The sequence below is a fragment of the Micromonospora palythoicola genome (genome assembly GCF_036689795.1).
In the GTDB taxonomy this organism is placed as follows: Bacteria; Actinomycetota; Actinomycetes; order Mycobacteriales; family Micromonosporaceae; genus Micromonospora; species Micromonospora palythoicola.
Genome location: NZ_JBAGKI010000009.1, coordinates 18966 through 36030, shown reverse-complemented (window position 1 = coordinate 36030; position 17065 = coordinate 18966). Strand labels below are relative to the sequence as shown.

Sequence of the window (17065 nt, the reverse complement as noted above, 5' to 3'; positions counted from 1 at the left end):
GCGACCCGACGTACGCCGACGACCCGTCGCTCGGTGGAGGGCGAGGTGCGGTCGGCGCTGTCAGGATGGGCGCATGGTCATCCGACGTGTGCTGGCACCACGCATCGACTTCGGGGCGCTGCGCCGAGAACTGGGTCTGCCCGAGACCTACCCGGAGGCGGCGCAGCGGGAGGCCGACGAGGCAGCCGCCGCACCGCCCGGGCCGGCCGTCGACCGCACCGACATCCCGCTGGTCACGGTCGACCCGCCCGGCTCGCGCGACCTGGACCAGGCGATGCACCTCAGCCGTCGAGCCGGCGGCTACCGGGTGCGGTACGCGATAGCCGACGTCGCCGCCCACGTACGCCCCGGCGGTGAGCTGGAGGACGAGACCTGGCGCCGAGGGCAGACGGTCTACCTGCCGGACGGCAACGTGCCGCTGCACCCGCGCTCCCTCGGCGAAGGCGCGGCGAGCCTGCTGCCGGACGTCGACCGGGCGGCCGTGCTGTGGACCATCGACCTGGACGCCGACGGTGGCACCGACGCGGTGGTGGTGCAGCGCGCCCTGGTCCGCAGCCGGGCCCAACTGGCCTACCCGCAGGTGCAGGCCGACGCCGACGCGGGCCGGCTGCCCGAGCCGATCGCCCTGCTGCCCGAGATCGGTGCGCTGCTCACCGCCCGAGGTCTGCGCCGGGGCGCGGTCAACCTGCCGATACCCGAACAGGACGTGGAGGCCGACGGTGACGGTTGGCGGCTCGTCCTGCGGGCACCGGTGCCGATGGAGGAGCACAACGCGCAGATCTCCCTGCTCACCGGGATGGTCGCCGCCGACCTGATGCTGGCCGGTGGGATCGGCCTGCTGCGGACGATGCCCGCGCCGAAGCCGGAGGCGGTGCAGCGACTGCGGGCCGCCGCCGCCCCGCTGGGCGTGCACTGGCCGGACGACGTGGGCGTGGGTGAACTGCTGCTCCGGTTGGACCCGGGCCAGCCCCGGGCCGCCGCGTTCATCGACCAGGCGGCGGAGCTGATGCGCTCGGCCGCGTACACCTCGTTCGACGGCGAGCTGCCCGAGCAGCCGGCGCACGGCGGGGTCGCGGCCGCGTACGCCCATGTCACCGCGCCGCTGCGACGACTCGCCGACCGGTACGCCACGGAGGTCTGCCTGGCGTTGCACGACGGCCGTGCGGTGCCCGACTGGGCCCGCGCGGCGCTGCCCCGGCTGCCGGCGGTGATGGCGGCCACGGACCGCGCCGCGTCCGCGGCGAGCCGGGGCGCGATCGACCTGGCCGAGGCGGTGCTGCTGGCCCACCGGGTCGGCGAGACCTTCGACGCCGCCGTGCTCGACGTCGACGCGCCGTCGAACGGCAGGGCACGCACCCGCCCGCCCGGCGGCACGGTGGCCCTGGACGACCCGCCGGTACGCGCCCGCTGCCTCGGTGAGCTGCCACTGGGCACCCGGGTCCGGGTCCGGCTGGTCGCCGCCGATCCGGCCACCCGCTCGGTCGCCTTCGAACTCGCCTGACCTGCCCGACCTCGCTGCCGGCCCGGCGTCCCGTTTCCCGCTGCCGGTGCGATGGATGGCGACGCCCGCAGCGGGCATTCTCACAGCCCTGCTCGGTGCTGCCGCCCGGGCTGATTTGCGAGGATGACGACCATGGCATACGACCCGAGCACCCTGCCCGACGTTTCCGGGCTCACCATCGGCATCATCGGTGGCACCGGCGACCAGGGCCGTGGGCTCGCCTACCGGTTCGCCCGGGCGGGCCTGACGGTGCTGATCGGTTCCCGTTCCGCGCAGCGGGCGGCGGAGTCGGCCGCCGAGATCGCCGCGCTGCCCGGTGTGCCGGCCGGCGGCAGTGTCACCGGTGCCGACAACGACGAGGTGGCCCGGCGCAGCGACGTGGTGATCATCGCGGTGCCCTGGGACGGGCACGCCGCCACCGTCGGCGCGCTGGCCGAACCGCTCGCTGGCAAGATCGTCGTGGACTGCGTCAACCCGCTCGGCTTCGACAAGCAGGGCCCGTACGCGCTGCCGGTGTCCGAGGGCAGCGCCGTTCAGCAGGCCGCCGCGCTGCTGCCCGACTCCCGGGTCTGCGCCGCCTTCAACCACGTCAGCGCCCCGCTGCTGGCCGACCCCGAGATCGACCGCATCGAGCTGGACGTGCTGATCTGCACCGAGGAGCGGGAACTGGTCGGCATCGTCGGCGCGCTGGCCGCCCAGATCCCTGGCATGCGCGGCATCTACGCCGGGCGGCTGCGCAACGCACACCAGATCGAGGCGTTCACCGCCAACCTGATCGCCATCAACAAGCGCTACAAGGCGCACGCGGGCGTCCGCGTCACCGACCTCTAGTCCACTGCTCGTCGCCGCCGACGCAACGCGGCCGGCACTGCCGGCCATAGTGTGGTGTGACGATCCGGATGGAGCCGACCGACCAGGAACTGTGGTCGGCGACGGTGGCTGGCGACGAGGTGCGGTTCGCGCTGCTGTTCGACCGGTACGCGCGGACCGTCTACAACCACGCGTTCCGGCTCATCGGCTCCTGGTCACTGGCCGAGGATGTCACCCAGTCGGCCTTCCTGGTCGCCTGGCGCCGTCGCGACGACGCCCGCCTGGTCGACGGCTCGATACTGCCCTGGCTGCTCGTCATCACCACCAACACCGCGCGCGGTGAGGCGCGCTCGGCGCGGCGCTGGCGTGCGTTGCTGCGGCGGATACCACTCGAGCGCGCCACGGAACGCGACGTCGCCGAGGATGCGGTCGGGCGGGTCGATGACGAGCGGCGGATGCGGGTGATTCTTTCGGCGGTGCGCCGGTTGCCGCGTGCCGAGCGGGAGGCTGTAGCGCTGTGCCTGTGGTCCGGCGTGTCCTACGCCGAAGCGGCTGTCGCGCTGGACATCAGTGAGAGTTCCGTTCGCTCCCGGGTCAGCCGGGCCCGCGCCCGGTTGGCCAGTCACCTTGTCGACGATGCGGAGGACCGATGACCGGGCTACTGGATCCGCCCGCCGAGCGTGACCTGCCCGCCGGGCGGGCGGCCGGGATGCGGGCGCGACTGCTGACGGAAGCTCGGGCGGTGCCGAGCCCCGCGCTGCGACGTCGCCGCGTCGCCGTCGCGCTCGTCGCGGCGGCGATGATCGTCACTGTCGCGGTGGTCACCTGGCCGCATCCGGAACGAGGCGCCGTGGTCCTCGCCTTCGGGCCGGACGAACTGTCACCGACGTTGCGGCAGTCCGCGGAGCGGTGCCTGGCCCTCGGCGACGAGCGGGCCCGAGCCTCGGCGACTGTCGCCGACCTGGCGGTCGCCGTGGAACACGGCGACCACGCCGCGTTGATGTTCCTCACCGATGGCCACTACGTCGCGTGTGACCTCTGGGACCCGCCCCACCAGTCGTGGTCCGGTGGCACGGCGACCTCCGTGGACGATCCGACCTGGCGGGAGGCGTGGCTGCCCGGCCCGGTCCAGCGGCTCCTGCTCACCTCGACCGACCCCGACGGCGGTGAGGTGGTGGCCATCGGGCGGGTTAGCGACCGCGTGCACCGGCTGGTCCTGCAACAGGCCGACGGTACGACCACCCCGGCCCGGATCGCGAACGGTGCGTTCGGCCTCGTCGGCGAGGGCGTCAGCGAGGACGGTGGAGCCGCCCTCGTCGCCTCCGACCGGGCCGGTGTCGAGATCGATCGGCGGCCGTTGTTCACACCGTTCGACCAGCTCGGTCGCTGTTACGTGGACCCGGCCGGCGTGGTCGTCTACGGCCACCCCGGTCCTGCCTGCCAGCCTGCGGAGCCGTGGCGTCAACGGTGACGACGCCGCCGACGAGCAGCCGGATCCGTGGCAGGGAAAGCGTCAGCCGGTCGGCGTGTCCGCTACCGCAGCTGCCACGGATCCGGATTGTCGGGGTGGGCGGCGGGCGGTCAGAAGGTGACGGTGACGCCGGCGGACTTGCAGGCCTTGGAGAGGGACGCGCCGGCCTTTTCGAAGGCGGGGTTGTCGGCGGCCGTCGCCGGGTCCGTGGCGTTGGCGGCGTCGCCGGCCTCCGCGCCGAACTCCTCCAACGCGGCAACCACCTTGCTGTCGGTGGCGCCGGTGGCGGCCACCCGCGTCATCTCGTTCTGCAACCCGGACAGGATCTTCTGGAACAGTGCCGGTGACGGCTCGCTGCCGGAACTCACGGCGGCGATCAGATCCTCCCTCATCTTGTCGCTGGCCTGCTTCGCCGACTGGCACAGCTGCTTGTCGCTCACCACGTCCGCCGCGTCGGCGGTGGGCGCTGCCGGGGTCGGCGAGGCGGTGGCGGTGGCGGTGGCGGACGGCAGGGTCGCCGACGGCGATGCGGCCGTCGGAGCCGCCTCCTCGCCACTACAGGCAGCCAGCGCCAGCAGCGAGGCGCAGGCCAGGACAGAGAAAGAAGCACGAATCCGGTTCACGAGCGAGAACCGTAGCGGTTCTCGGGAAATCTCGCTCGCCCTGTCCGCCACATCGTCGCAGCTCGCGTACACCCGCGACCGGTGCCCGCCGCCGCGCTCGCGGCGGCGGGCGCGAGGTGCGGTCAGAAGGTGTGTTCGGCGGCGGGGAACTGGCCGGAGCGGACCTCGTCGGCGAAGCGGCGGGTGGCCTCGTCGAGCGCGTCGGCCAGGGCGGCGTAGCGCTTCACGAAGCGTGGCGCCTTGCCGGTACGCAGACCCGCCATGTCCTGCCAGACCAGCACCTGGGCGTCGGTGTCCGGGCCGGCGCCGATGCCCACCGTGGGAATCGGCAGTTCGGCGGTCACCCGCTTGGCGACGTCACCGGGCACCATTTCGAGCACCACCGCGAAGGCGCCCGCCGCGGTGACCGCCCGCGCGTCGGCCAGTACCTCGTCGGCGGTCTCGCCCCGGCCCTGTACCCGGTATCCGCCGATGGTGTGCTCCCGCTGCGGGGTGAAGCCGATGTGCGCCATCACCGGGATGCCGGCACCGACGATCGCCTCGATCTGCGCGGCGCAGCGCCGGCCGCCCTCCAGCTTCACCGCGTGACAGCCGCCCTCCTTCATGAACCGGACGGCGGTACGCAGCGCCTGGGTCGGCCCCTCCTCGTACGAGCCGAAGGGCAGGTCACCGACGACAAGGGTCTGCCGGGTGGCCCGGACCACCGCGCGTACCAGTGGCAGCAGCTCCTCGGCGGTCACCGGCAGGGTCGTCTCGTAGCCGTACACGTTGTTCGCCGCCGAGTCGCCCACCAGCAGCACCGGGATCCCGGCGGCGTCGAAGATCGAGGCCGTGTACTGGTCGTACGAGGTGAGCATCGACCATTTCTCGCCGCGCTCCTTGGCGGCGAGCAGGTCACGGGTACGGACCCGGCGGGTGGCCGGGCCGCCGTAGAGGGCGGTCACCTCGGCCGGAGTGGATTCCACGATGTTCTCCTTCCTCGAGGCCGCGTGCGCGGTCCCCGGGTTCTGCCGCGATCGTCCCACCGTGCGGACGGTCGGCGGCAGGGCGCAGTGGAGGATGTCACTCCGGCCCGACGTCACGAGCCAGCCGCTCGTGCGGCCCGGTCAGCCGTTCTCGCGCCACCGGTTGGTGATCGGTAGCCGCCGGTCCCGTCCGAACGCCTTCATGGAGATCTTCGTACCCGGGGCGGACTGGCGGCGCTTGTACTCAGCGGTATCCACCATCCGCAGCACCTTGTCCACCACGGCCGGGTCGTGACCGTCGGCGATCAGCCCTTCCCGGCCCAGGTCACCGTCGACGTAGCCGATCAGGATCGGGTCGAGTACGTCGTAGTCGGGCAGCGAGTCGCTGTCGAGCTGCCCCGGGCTCAGCTCGGCGCTCGGTGGCTTGCCGATCGAGTTCTCCGGGATCGGTGGGGTCACGCCCAGCCGGGTGGCCTCGGTGTTGCGCCACTTGGCCAGCCGCCAGACCAGCGTCTTCCACACGTCCTTGATCGGGTTGAAGCCGCCGACCGAGTCGCCGTACAGGGTCGAGTAGCCGACCGCCAGCTCGCTCTTGTTGCCGGTGGTCAGCACCAGGTGCCCCTCCTGGTTCGACAACGCCATCAGGATGACGCCGCGTACCCGGGCCTGGAGGTTCTCCACCGCGACCCCGGACAGCGACATGTTCGCCAGGAAGGTGTCCACCATCGGCTGGATCGGCTCCACCCGGTAGTCCAGGCCGGTCCGCTTGGCCAGGTCGGCCGCGTCGGAGCGGCTGTGCTCCGAGGAGTGCTGGCTGGGCAGGGAGACCCCGACCACCCGGTCGCCGCCGAGGGCGTCCACCGCGATGGCCGCCACCACCGCCGAGTCGATGCCACCGGAGAGCCCGAGCACCACCGAGGGGAAGCGGTTCTTCTCGACGTAGTCCCGCAGGCCGAGCACCAGCGCCTGCCACACCTCGGCCTCGTCGGCCACCGGCTCGATCAGGCCGCCGACGGCCGCCGGGCCCGGCGGCGAGGGCGGGATCCCTTCGACGGTACGACGCACCATCCGCAGCCCCTCGGCCAACTGCTCGCCGTCGTCGCCGGCATCGGTGGCCGCAGGTAGGTCGACATCGTGCACGAGCAGGTGGGTGACGAACTGCGGCGCCCGGGTCAGCACCGTCCCGTCCGACGCGACGATCATCGAGTCGCCCTCGAAGACCAGCTCGTCCTGACCGCCGATCATGTTGACGTACGCGACGGCGGCGCCGGCCTCGGCGGCCCGCCGGCGGACCAGCGGCAGCCGCAGGTCGTCCTTGTTCAGCTCGTACGGCGAGCCATTGATGTTGACCACCAGCCCGACCCCGGCCCGCCGGGCGGCGGCGAACGGCCCCCCGGCCTGCCACAGGTCCTCGCAGATGGTCAGTGCCACGTCCACCCCACCCAGCCGGACCACGGTGAGCATGTCGCCGGGCACGAAGTAGCGGTCCTCGTCGAAGACGCCGTAGTTGGGCAGGTGGTGCTTGAAGTAGGTGGCGACCACCTCGCCGCGGTGCAGCAGCGCGGCGGCGTTGCGCGCCCCCCGGCCCGGCTCGGCGTCCGCGCTGACCTGCGGCGGCCCGTCGGCGTCCAGATAGCCCACCACGACCGGCAGGTCACCGAGGCCGTCGGCGGCCAGATCGGCGGCGAGCCGGGTGAGTGCCGCCTGGGAGGCGGCCACGAAGGACCGCCGGAAGACCAGATCCTCCACCGGGTAGCCGGTCAGCATCATCTCGGGGAACAGGACGAGCTGGGCGCCGGAGTCGGCGGCCCGGCGGGTCCAGGCGCGGACGAGACCGGCGTTGCCGGTGAGGTCACCGACACTGGGGTTGACCTGGCACAGCGCGAGACGCAGGGTGGGCATGTCCTCATCTTGCCCCAGCCGTCCGGGCTCGACACGTCGGCGTGGCCCAGCCCGACCGGGTCGGGACCGCCGGTCGGGACGGGACGGGACGCAACGGCCGCGGTTCGGTTAACGTCTGCGTAATCGGGTCGGTGGAGACTGGTCGGTCAGGTCGGGCAGAGTCCGACCGAAGGCGGACATAGCGTGTCGCGGAAGGTTGGGGAAGTGGACCGTCAGCAGGAGTTCGTCCTCCGTACGCTGGAAGAGCGGGACATCCGTTTCGTCCGGCTGTGGTTCACCGACGTGCTCGGCACGCTCAAGAGCGTGTCGGTCGCCCCCGCCGAACTGGAGGCCGCCTTCGAGGAGGGCATCGGCTTCGACGGATCGGCGATCGAGGGTTTCGCCCGGGTCTTCGAGTCGGACATGGTCGCCATGCCGGATCCGACCACCTTCCAGGTCTTCCCGTTCGAGGGTGGGGTCAGCGGCGAGAGCGCCCGGATGTTCTGCGACATCCTGCTGCCCGACGGCGGCCCCTCCTGGGCCGACCCCCGCCACGTGCTGCGTCGGGCGCTGTCCCGGGCGGCGGAGAAGGGCTTCACCTTCTACACCCACCCCGAGATCGAGTTCTTCCTGCTGGAGAACGGGCCGATGGACGGCTCGGTGCCGGTGCCGGTGGACACCGGCGGTTACTTCGAGCACACCACCCACGCCGTGGCACGGGACTTCCGCCGTCAGGCGGTGCTGTCGCTGGAGCGGATCGGCATCTCGGTGGAGTTCAGCCACCACGAGGTCGCCCCCGGCCAGCAGGAGATCGACCTGCGCTACGCCGACGCGCTCACCACCGCCGACAACATCATGACGTTCCGGCACGTGGTCAAGGAGGTGGCGCTCTCCACCGGCGTGCAGGCCACCTTCATGCCCAAGCCCTTCACCGACCAGCCGGGCAGTGGGATGCACACCCACCTGTCGCTGTTCGAGGGCGAGCGCAACGCGTTCCACGACGCCAGCGACCCGATGAAGCTGTCCAAGGTGGCCCGGGCGTTCATCGCCGGGCTGCTGGCCCACGCCCGGGAGTACACGGCGGTCACCAACCAGTGGGTCAACTCGTACAAGCGCCTGTTCCCGCAGGCGCTGCCGGATCGGGTCACCGAGAGCCCCGCGTACGTCTGCTGGGGGCACCTGAACCGCTCCGCGCTGGTCCGGGTACCGGCGTACGGCAAGCCGAACTCGGCCCGGGTGGAGATCCGTTCGCCCGACTCGGCCGCCAACCCGTACCTCGCCTTCGCGGTGCTGCTCGGCGCCGGCATGAAGGGCATCGAGGAGGGGTACGAGCTGCCGCCGGGCGCGGAGGACGACGTGTGGGCGCTGACCAGCGCCGAGCGGCGGGCGATGGGGTACGAACCGCTGCCGGAGAACCTGTCCGAGGCGATCGACGTGATGGCGGGCTCGGAACTGGTCGCCGAGGTGCTCGGCGAGCACGTCTTCGACTTCTTCCTGCGTAACAAGCGGGCCGAGTGGGAGCAGTACCGCCGCGAGGTCACCCCCTACGAGCGCCAGCACTACCTGTCGCTGTAGCCGCTGCGGCTGGCTGTCGGCTGTCGCTGTGGCCGCCGCTGCGGTTGGCTGTCGTTGTGGCCGCGCTGCGGACGGGCCAGCGCCCGCGGGCCGCTGCCGGGCTGCCGAGCGTTGCCCGGTGCCGCTATCGTCTCGATCACCGTGCCGGCACCCGCCGGCCGGAGACCGTCGGGAGGCAGTCGGTGCTGGAGGATCTGCTCAGCGGAGCCTGGCAGAGTGTGGTGTTCGGGGTCGTCGGAGTGGGCCTGATGGCCGCCGGCTTCGTCCTGGTCGACCTGCTCACCCCGGGCAAACTGCGGGACCTGATCTGGGTACACCGCAACGCCAACGCCGGGCTGCTGCTCGCCGCGAATCAGCTCGGTGTCGCCGGCATCGTCTTCACCGCGATCCTGACCAGCTACAGCGACTTCGCCAAGGGACTGGCCTCGACGGTGATCTTCGGGCTGATCGGTCTCGGCATCATGGCGCTCGCCTTCTTCGTGCTGGACCTGATCACGCCGGGCAAGCTCGGCGAGGTCGTCTGCGCCGACGAGCCGCACCCGGTGGCCCGGGTCAGCGCCGCCAGCCACTTCGGCGCCGCGCTGATCGTCTGCGCCTGCATCGCCTGACCGCACCCCGCACCGGTGCTGCCGGTCGAGTCCTGCGCGCCGCCGGCGGTCGCCGGATGCGGCAAGTCGGGCCTTCCCGGGCTCCCGGATACCGCGACTTGCCGCATGTCGTGGGCCGGTCGTGGCCGTGGGTCGGGTACAGCGGCGTGGTACGTCAGCCCGGGCCGGCGGATGAGCCGGGACCGTTCGGCACGCGGTGCGCGTGCGTGAGGGCCGGCCGAGGTGTCACTTGCCGGCGGTGTCGCCCTCGCCGCCGCGAGCGCCCGGGCCGCCCCAGCCGCCGAACACACCGGCCTCGACGGCGGCGGTGATGGCGTCGGCCTGCTCCTGGGTGAGCTTGCCGTCCTCGACCGCCTGCGCCAGCCGCTCGGCCAGCGCCTCCTTGCGCTCCTCGGCCGACGGCGGTGTCCGGCGCTGGCCCTCGGCGCCACCCATGCGGCCCTCGCCGCGACCCGGGAAGCCCCGGTGGCCCTCGCGGTCCGGCCGGCCCTGCGGCTGGTGCTGCTCGCGGAGCTTCTCCAGCGCCTCGGTCACCTGCTCGGTCGGCACGCCCAACTCCTCGGCCAGCGCCTCGGCGAACTGCGCGTGCCGCGCGGCCCGCTGCTCCTGCCGGTCACCCTGCGGTTCACTGCTGGCGCTGGCGCTCGGGGTGGCCTTGTCGTCGGCGAGCGCCACGGTGGGAGCGGCGATCCCCACGCCGAGCACGCCCGCCGCGGCCAGGCCGGCCAGCAGGTGCTTCTTCGAAATCGTGCGGGACATCGTTCCTCCAACTCGTCGGTGATGCGATGACGTCACCGACAGTGACGAGCCTGGCTGGGCGTGGACCATGGCGAAGCTGTCAGTGAGCTGGCAATCCCGACCCGGAATACGGACAATCCCGGCAAGGGTTCAGCGGACGGCGGCGACCACGGTGAGGGTGCCGGCGTCGGCGTCGAGACTCGCCCGGGTACCGACCGGGACGGTGAGCTGACCGGGGCCGTGACCGATCGGCAGGCCACCCAGCACCGGTACGCCCAGGTCGCCGAGGCGCTCACCGAGCACGTCGGCCACCGTGGTGTCCCAGCCGTCGGCGCACTCGGTGAACTGCCCGACCGCCACCCCGGCCAGCCCGTCCAGCGCGCCGGCCCGGCGGAGCTGGGTCAACATCCGGTCGACCTTGTACGGCGGCTCCTGCACGTCCTCCAGCAGCAGCACCGCGCCGGTCAGGTCGGGCATGTCCGGGGTGCCGAGGGAGGCCACGACCAGGCAGAGGTTGCCGCCCAGCAGCCGGCCGGTGGCCCGTCCCGCGACGCGTACGCCGAAGGTCTCCTCGTCCTGCACGGCGCGTACGGTGACCGGCTCGGTGCTGGTCATCGCCGCGTGCAGGGACTCGGCCGAGGCCAGCGGGGTGCGCTCGTCGCGCCAGGCCGCCCCGGGACCGTGCACCCCGGCCAACCGGGCACCCCGCCAGAGCGCCAGTTGCAGTGCGGTGATGTCCGAGAAGCCGGCCACCACCTTCGGGTCGCGGCGTACCGCCGCCATGTCGATCGCGTCCACCACCCGCTGCGCGCCGTAACCGCCCCGGGTGCAGATCACCCCGCGCACGCGTGGATCGGCGAACGCGGTGTTGAGGTCGGCCGCCCGCAACGCGTCGGCCCCGGCCAGGTAGCCCTGCCGGGCGTAGGCGTTGGGCGCGAGCACCGGCCGCAGCCCCCACCCGGTGAGCAGTTCCACGCCCCGGGCCACCCGCTCGGGGCGGGTCGGTCCGGACGGCGACACCAGCATCACCGTGTCGCCGGGACGCAGCGCGGGCGGGCGTACGACGTCGTCGGGCGCGAGGTGGTCGGACACAGCGGCAGCTTAGTGCGCTGGCCAGGCACGTTCCCGCGACGGCGGCACGCGCCCGGTCCCGCCGGTCGGACGGCTCGGCGGGACCGGATAGCCTCGACGATGTGGCAACCGCGTTGGTGATCGAGAACGACCCGACCGACGACCCGCGCCGGCTGGGGGAGTGGCTGACCGAGGCCGGGCTGGAGCTGGCGGTGGTCCGCCCGCACGCGGGCGAGACCCTCCCCACCGAACTGGACGGGTACGCCGCCCTGGTGGTGCTCGGCGGTGACCAGCAGGCCTACCCGCTCGTCGACGGGGTGCCGGCGGCGCCCTGGTTCCCGGCGGTGGAGAAGCTGCTCCGCAAGGCGGTGCGGCACCGGCTGCCGACCCTGGGCGTCTGCCTCGGTGCGCAGCTGCTCGCCACCGCCCACGCCGGCACGGTCGTGCGCAGCCCGTCCGGGCCGGAGGTGGGGCCCGCCGTGGTCGGCCGGCGGGACGCGGCCGAGTCCGATCCGCTCTTCCGGTACGTGCCGCTGATCCCCGACGTGTTGCAGTGGCACGCCGACGAGATCACCGAGCTGCCCGCCGGTGCCACCCTGCTGGCCGCCTCCACCCGCTATCCGCACCAGGCGTTCCGCCTCGGCGACCGGGCCTGGGGGTTGCAGTTCCACATCGAGTGCGACACCGCGATGATCGCCGAGTGGGCCACCGACTCGGTGCTGCTTGCCGAGCTGGGCTACGACCCGCAGCTGGTGGTCTCCGCGTGCGACGCGGTGATGGCCGACGTCGAGGATGTCTGGCAGCCGTTCGCGGCGCGGTTCGCCGCACTCGCCCTCGGCGAGCTCGACGAGGGGTCGCGGCGCAGCCTGCCGCTGCTCGGGCACTGATGGGCCGGCCGACCAGCGCCACGGGCCGCCTCGCCCGCTACGGCTTCGGCGTCACTGACGACGAGGCGGGTGCCCGCGCCGCCGACCTGCTCGGGCCGGACGGGCTCGACCTGTGGCGCCCGCAGACCCAGGAACCCACCGGCGAGCAGGCTCAGGAGCTGCTCACCGCGCTGTCCCGGGCCGCCGACCCGGATCTGGCGCTGCGCCAGCTGCACCGGCTGGTGGAGGCGGAGCGTCGTACGATGGCCGGCCCGAACGGCGCCGCCGGGTCGGGTGCGGCGCTGCGGCAACGGGGTGCGGGGCCCGGGCGCGTCACGGCGACCGCCGCCGGCCAGGGCGGCACCACCGGCAGCGGGACTGCCGGTGCCGCCGCGAGCGATGGTGCGACCGGCAACGGCGGCAGCACCGGAGACGACGGTGTCGCCGGGAGTCAGGGCACCACCGCGGCCGTCGGCGGCATCGGCGCGGGCTCGACGCTGCTCGCCGCGCTGCACGACGACCCGGGTCTGCGCCGCCGGCTGCTCGCCGTGCTGGGCGCCTCCTCGGCGCTCGGTGACCATCTGGTGGCCAACCCCGACCAGTGGTCGGTGCTGCGTACCGAGCCGGACGGTCTCGCACCGACCGCGGACGGCGGGCTGGACCTGTCCGGCGACGGCAACCCCGTCGCGGTGCTGCGGCGGGCGTACCGGCTGGCCCTGCTGCGGATCGCGGCGGCCGACCTGACCGGCGGGCGCGGCCTGGAACAGACGATGCACGCCCTGTCGGCACTTGCCGACGCCACCCTGTCGGCCGCGTACCGGATCGCCGTGGCGGAGCTGCCCGAGGGCACCCGGGAGCCGCGCCTGGGCGTGGTCGCGATGGGCAAGTGCGGTGGCGGCGAGCTGAACTACGTCTCCGACGTCGATGTGATCTTCGTGGCGGCCGAGGACGACGACCTGACCACCGCCACCACCGTGGCCACGCGGCTTATCCACATCTGCGGGCTGGTCGCCTGGCCGGTCGACGCGGCTCTGCGCCCCGAGGGCAACCGGGGCCCGCTGGTGCGGACGCTGGCCAGCCACCTGGCCTACTACCGGCGCTGGGCGCGGACCTGGGAGTTCCAGGCGCTGCTCAAGGCCCGTCCGGCCGCCGGCGACCTGGCGCTCGGTCAGGAGTGGATCGACGCGTTGGCGCCGCTGCTCTGGCAGGCGGCCGAACGCCCCGAGGCGGTCGAGGACGTCCGCGCGATGCGACGCAAGATCATTGACCACATCCCGCCGAAGGAGCTGGAACGCGAGATCAAACGCGGCCCCGGCGGGCTGCGCGACATCGAGTTCGCGGTGCAGTTGCTGCAGCTGGTGCACGGCCGGGGCGACGAGACGTTGCGGGCGGCCGGCACCATCCCCGCCCTGCGGGCGCTGGTCACCGGCGGCTACGTCGGCCGGGCCGACGGCGAGGCGCTGCTGCGCGGCTACCGGTTCCTGCGCAGCGTCGAGCACCGGCTGCAACTTCAGGGCCTGCGACGCACCCACACCGTACCGACCGAGCCGGGCGCGTTGCGCTGGCTCGCCACCGCGCTCGGCTACACCGCCGGACCCGGCCGCAGCGCCGTCGAGGAGTTCCGCGCCGAGTGGGTCACCCACGCCACCGAGGTACGCCGACTGCACGCCAAGCTGCTCTACCGGCCGTTGCTGGAGTCGGTGGCCCGGGTACCGGCCGACGGGCTGCGGCTGACCCCGCAGGCGGCCCGCAACCGGCTGGAGATCCTCGGCTTCGCCGATCCGGCCGGGGCGCTGCGTCACCTGCAGGCGCTCACCGGCGGGGTGAGCCGGACCGCCGCCATCCAACGCACCCTGCTGCCGGTGCTGCTCAGCGAGTTCGCCGACGCGCCCGAGCCGGACCGGGGGCTGCTCAACTACCGCCAGGTCTCCGACTCCCTTGGCAGCACCCCCTGGTACCTGCGACTGCTGCGCGACTCCGGTCCGGTGGCCCGCCGGCTGGCCCGGGTGCTCTCCGCCTCCCGGTACGTGGCGGACCTGCTGAAGCGGGAGCCGGAGGCGCTGCGCCTGCTGGCCGAGGAGAGCGAGCTGAGCCCGCGGCCACGCGAGGTGCTCTTCGACGGGCTCACCGCCGCCGCGGCCCGACACACCGACCCGGTCGAGGCGACCCGGGCGGTACGCGCACTGCGCCGCCGGGAACTGCTCCGCCTCGCCTGCGCCGACGTGCTCAGCCGGGCCGGTTCGCTGGCCCCGGCCCGCCCCGACGGCGGCCGGAGCACGCCCGCGCTGTCCGACATCACGGCGGTCGGCACCGCGCTCTCCGACGTCACCGACGCGACCCTCGCCGCCGCGCTACGCACCGCCCGGGCCGCCCAGCCGGCCATGCCGGGACTGACGTTCGCGGTGATCGGGATGGGCCGGCTCGGCGGGTACGAGTCGAACTACCTCTCCGACGCCGACGTGCTCTTCGTCTACGACCCACCGGAGGGGGTCAGCGAGAGCGCGGCCAGTGCCGCCGCGCACGCCATCGCCGAGGAACTGCGGCGGCTGCTCGGCATGCCCGCCCCCGACCCGCCGCTCGGCGTCGACGCCGACCTGCGTCCCGAGGGCCGGCAGGGGCCACTGGTCCGCAGTCTCGCCGCCTACCAGCAGTACTACGCCCGCTGGTCGCGGGTGTGGGAGGCGCAGGCGCTGCTGCGCGCCCGCTGCGTCTGCGGCGACGCCGACCTGGGCACCCGGTTCGAGCAGATGGTCGACCCGATCCGGTACCCCGCCGACGGGCTGACCCGGGAACAGGTCATCGAGATCCGTCGGATCAAGGTGCGGGTGGAGACCGAGCGACTGCCCCGGGGCGCCGATCCGGCCACCCACACCAAACTGGGCCGGGGCGGCCTGGCCGACGTGGAGTGGGCGGTGCAGCTGCTCCAGCTGCGGCACGCCGGCGCGTACCCGCAACTGCGCGGCACGCGTACCCTCGACGCACTCGCGGCGGCCCGGGACGCGGGCCTGGTCGACCCGGCGGACGCCGAGGCGATGGTGGCCGGGTGGACGCTCGCCGCGCAGGTCCGCAACGCCCTGATGCTGGTCCGGGGTCGCGCCGGCGACCAGTTGCCCCGGCACGGCGTGGAGCTGGCCGGCGTGGTCCGGCTGCTCGGCCGCGACGACCCGGGCGAATTCCTCGACGAGTACCTGCGCACCGGCCGCCGCTCCCGCGCCGCCACCGAACGCGTCCTGGAGATGTAGCTCGACTTCCCAGCGACCCGCCACCAGGGCCGGTCGCTGATCGTGGTAGGACTGCTCGATGCCGACATCGACCCACGCTGCCGTTCCCGACGGGAGGGCCGCCGAGGACGCCGGCGCACCGTGGCCGGGCTACCCGGTCCTCGGCGCGCTGGTGCTGTCGCTGTTGCTGGCCGTCGCGTTCCTGCTGGCCCCGCCCATGGGGACCGACCTCTCCGCCCAGGTGGCCCGCGCGGGCTTCGCGGAGCGCAACGGGCTCGCCCCGCTCGATTTCTCGTGGTACGGCGGGGTCAACCAGTTCGGCTACAGCCTCTACACCCAGATGCTCGGCGCGCTGGTGGGGGTGCGTCCGGTCGGTGCGGTCGCGGCGGTCGTCTCCGCCGGGGCACTGGCCTGGGTGCTGGTGCTGACCGGTGCCCGTCGTCCGCTGCTCGGCGGCCTGCTGGGCGCGGTCGTCCTGGTGGGCAACCTGGCCAGCGGCCGGATCACCTTCGCCGTCGGCCTGATGTGGGGACTGCTCGCGCTCTGCCTGGTGGCGCTGCCCACGGGGGCGCGTTGGTGGCGGCTGGCGGCGGCCGGTGCGGCGGCGGTGCTCGCGACGGCCGCCAGCCCGGTGGCCGGCCTCTTCGTCGGGCTGGCCGGCGGCACCATACTGATCCTCGACGGTTGGCGACACCGGCGACCCGGTGCCGCCGCGCTGGTCCTCTGCCTGGCTCCGCTGGTGACGGTGGCGCCGATGGCCATGCTCTTCGGCAACGGGGGGCGGCAGCCGTTCAGCGCCGAATCACTGCGGATCAACCTCGCCCTGGCCGTGGTGGTGCTCGCGCTCGTACCGGTCCGGGCGCTGCGGGTCGGTGCCGCGCTGACCGCGCTGCTCCTGGTCGCGGCCTATTACCTGCCCAGCCCGGTCGGCTCGAACGCGCTACGCCTGCCGATGCTCTTCGCCCTGCCGATCGTCGCGGCCTACGCCGGGCTCGGGCGGCGGTGGCTGGCCGCGCTGCTCGTCGCGCTGTTCTGGTGGCAGTCCCCGGTGATGACCAACGACATCGCCCGCCGTGGCTCGGCACCGGCGTACGCCGCCTTCCACGAACCGCTGCTGGACGACCTGCGGCGACGGGCACCGGTCGGCCGGATCGAAGTGGTGCCGCTGCGGGACCACTGGGAGAGCGCCTTCGTGGCCGCCGCGGTGCCACTGGCCCGGGGCTGGGAGCGACAGGTCGACGTGGGCCGTAACCCGCTGTTCTACGACGGCGGCCTCGATGCCGGCCGGTACGGCGAGTGGCTGCGCCGCAACGCCGTCAGCTACGTCGCCGTCGCACCGGACGCGGCCCTGGACCGGTACGGCCGGGACGAGGCGACGCTGGTGCTGGCCGGCCAGCCGTACCTGCGGGAGGTGGGTCGTCCCGGGCAGTGGCGGCTGTACCAGGTGCTCGACCCGGCACCCCTGGTCTCCCCGCCGGCTCGGCTGGTCAGCTCCGCCGACGCGGGGGTGCGGTTCACCGTCGACGCGCCCGCCGACGTGCTCGTCCGGGTCCGTTGGTCCCGCTGGCTGTCGCTGTCCGCGGGGGACGGGTGCCTGCGCGCCGACCCGGACGAATGGGTCACGGTACGGGCCCGCAGCGCGGGAACCTTCGAGGTCACCAGCAGCCTGCGACCGTCCGGACACTGTCCGCCCGACTGAACCCCGTCGACCGTCGGACGATGCCCACCTCCGTAC

General features: G+C 73.5%; 14 protein-coding genes. 9 read left to right on the top strand and 5 right to left on the bottom strand.

Going from position 1 to position 17065, the window contains the following annotated elements; translation table 11 throughout:
• Nucleotides 1-73: 73 nt before the first annotated feature.
• The 4 genes from V5O40_RS06260 to V5O40_RS06245 all read left to right on the top strand — a co-directional run bounded on the left by V5O40_RS06260 (nucleotide 74) and on the right by V5O40_RS06245 (nucleotide 3782).
• Nucleotides 74-1501, top strand: a complete 1428-nt coding sequence (locus V5O40_RS06260; RefSeq protein WP_332904575.1) for an RNB domain-containing ribonuclease — start codon at nucleotides 74-76, stop codon at nucleotides 1499-1501.
• A 132-nt stretch (nucleotides 1502-1633) separates the two neighbouring features.
• Nucleotides 1634-2332 carry an NADPH-dependent F420 reductase gene (gene npdG / locus V5O40_RS06255; RefSeq protein ID WP_332904574.1) on the top strand — a complete coding sequence of 233 codons (699 nt, stop codon included), beginning with the start codon at nucleotides 1634-1636 and terminating at the stop codon, nucleotides 2330-2332.
• Nucleotides 2333-2388: 56 nt separating this feature from the next.
• Nucleotides 2389-2964, top strand: a complete 576-nt coding sequence (locus V5O40_RS06250; RefSeq protein WP_332904573.1) for an RNA polymerase sigma factor — start codon at nucleotides 2389-2391, stop codon at nucleotides 2962-2964.
• Nucleotides 2961-3782, top strand: coding sequence for a hypothetical protein (locus V5O40_RS06245; RefSeq protein WP_332904572.1), 822 nt, complete (start codon nucleotides 2961-2963; stop codon nucleotides 3780-3782). Before V5O40_RS06250 ends, V5O40_RS06245 begins: the two co-directional genes overlap by 4 nt.
• A 110-nt stretch (nucleotides 3783-3892) precedes the next feature.
• On the opposite strand, the gene V5O40_RS06240 is transcribed toward V5O40_RS06245, so the two are convergent.
• The 3 genes from V5O40_RS06240 to V5O40_RS06230 form a co-directional block, all read right to left on the bottom strand.
• Nucleotides 3893-4405, bottom strand: coding sequence for a hypothetical protein (locus V5O40_RS06240; protein ID WP_332904571.1), 513 nt, complete (start codon nucleotides 4403-4405; stop codon nucleotides 3893-3895).
• Between the two features lie 122 nt (nucleotides 4406-4527).
• On the bottom strand, nucleotides 4528-5373 hold the full coding sequence (gene panB, locus V5O40_RS06235) for a 3-methyl-2-oxobutanoate hydroxymethyltransferase (RefSeq protein WP_332904636.1): 846 nt from the start codon (nucleotides 5371-5373) through the stop codon (nucleotides 4528-4530).
• 138 nt (nucleotides 5374-5511) lie between these two features.
• On the bottom strand, nucleotides 5512-7272 hold the full coding sequence (locus V5O40_RS06230) for an NAD+ synthase (protein WP_332904570.1): 1761 nt from the start codon (nucleotides 7270-7272) through the stop codon (nucleotides 5512-5514).
• Nucleotides 7273-7476: 204 nt separating this feature from the next.
• Between V5O40_RS06230 and glnA the strand changes: the two genes are divergently transcribed.
• Both glnA and V5O40_RS06220 read left to right on the top strand, forming a co-directional pair.
• Complete coding sequence (gene glnA / locus V5O40_RS06225) at nucleotides 7477-8826, top strand: type I glutamate--ammonia ligase (RefSeq protein WP_164449286.1); 1350 nt, start codon at nucleotides 7477-7479, stop codon at nucleotides 8824-8826.
• A gap of 182 nt (nucleotides 8827-9008) precedes the next feature.
• Complete coding sequence (locus V5O40_RS06220) at nucleotides 9009-9434, top strand: DUF350 domain-containing protein (RefSeq protein WP_332904569.1); 426 nt, start codon at nucleotides 9009-9011, stop codon at nucleotides 9432-9434.
• Between the two features lie 225 nt (nucleotides 9435-9659).
• On the opposite strand, the gene V5O40_RS06215 is transcribed toward V5O40_RS06220, so the two are convergent.
• Nucleotides 9660-10193: a hypothetical protein gene (locus tag V5O40_RS06215; protein ID WP_332904568.1), complete on the bottom strand. Its 534-nt coding sequence runs from the start codon at nucleotides 10191-10193 to the stop codon at nucleotides 9660-9662.
• A gap of 129 nt (nucleotides 10194-10322) precedes the next feature.
• Entirely contained in the window at nucleotides 10323-11198 is an 876-nt protein-coding gene (locus tag V5O40_RS06210) for a S66 peptidase family protein (protein ID WP_332904635.1), read from the bottom strand.
• 167 nt (nucleotides 11199-11365) lie between these two features.
• On the opposite strand from V5O40_RS06210, the gene V5O40_RS06205 reads away from it, so the two are divergent.
• From V5O40_RS06205 to V5O40_RS06195, 3 genes are read left to right on the top strand one after another with little or no spacing between them, the layout of a single operon-like run.
• The gene (locus V5O40_RS06205) at nucleotides 11366-12130 is read left to right on the top strand and encodes a type 1 glutamine amidotransferase (RefSeq protein ID WP_332904567.1); all 765 of its coding nucleotides are present in this window, start codon (nucleotides 11366-11368) and stop codon (nucleotides 12128-12130) included.
• Complete coding sequence (locus V5O40_RS06200) at nucleotides 12130-15351, top strand: bifunctional [glutamine synthetase] adenylyltransferase/[glutamine synthetase]-adenylyl-L-tyrosine phosphorylase (protein ID WP_332904566.1); 3222 nt, start codon at nucleotides 12130-12132, stop codon at nucleotides 15349-15351. Before V5O40_RS06205 ends, V5O40_RS06200 begins: the two co-directional genes overlap by 1 nt.
• Before the next feature lie 58 nt (nucleotides 15352-15409).
• Nucleotides 15410-17029, top strand: coding sequence for a hypothetical protein (locus tag V5O40_RS06195; RefSeq protein ID WP_332904565.1), 1620 nt, complete (start codon nucleotides 15410-15412; stop codon nucleotides 17027-17029).
• Nucleotides 17030-17065 lie beyond the last annotated feature (36 nt).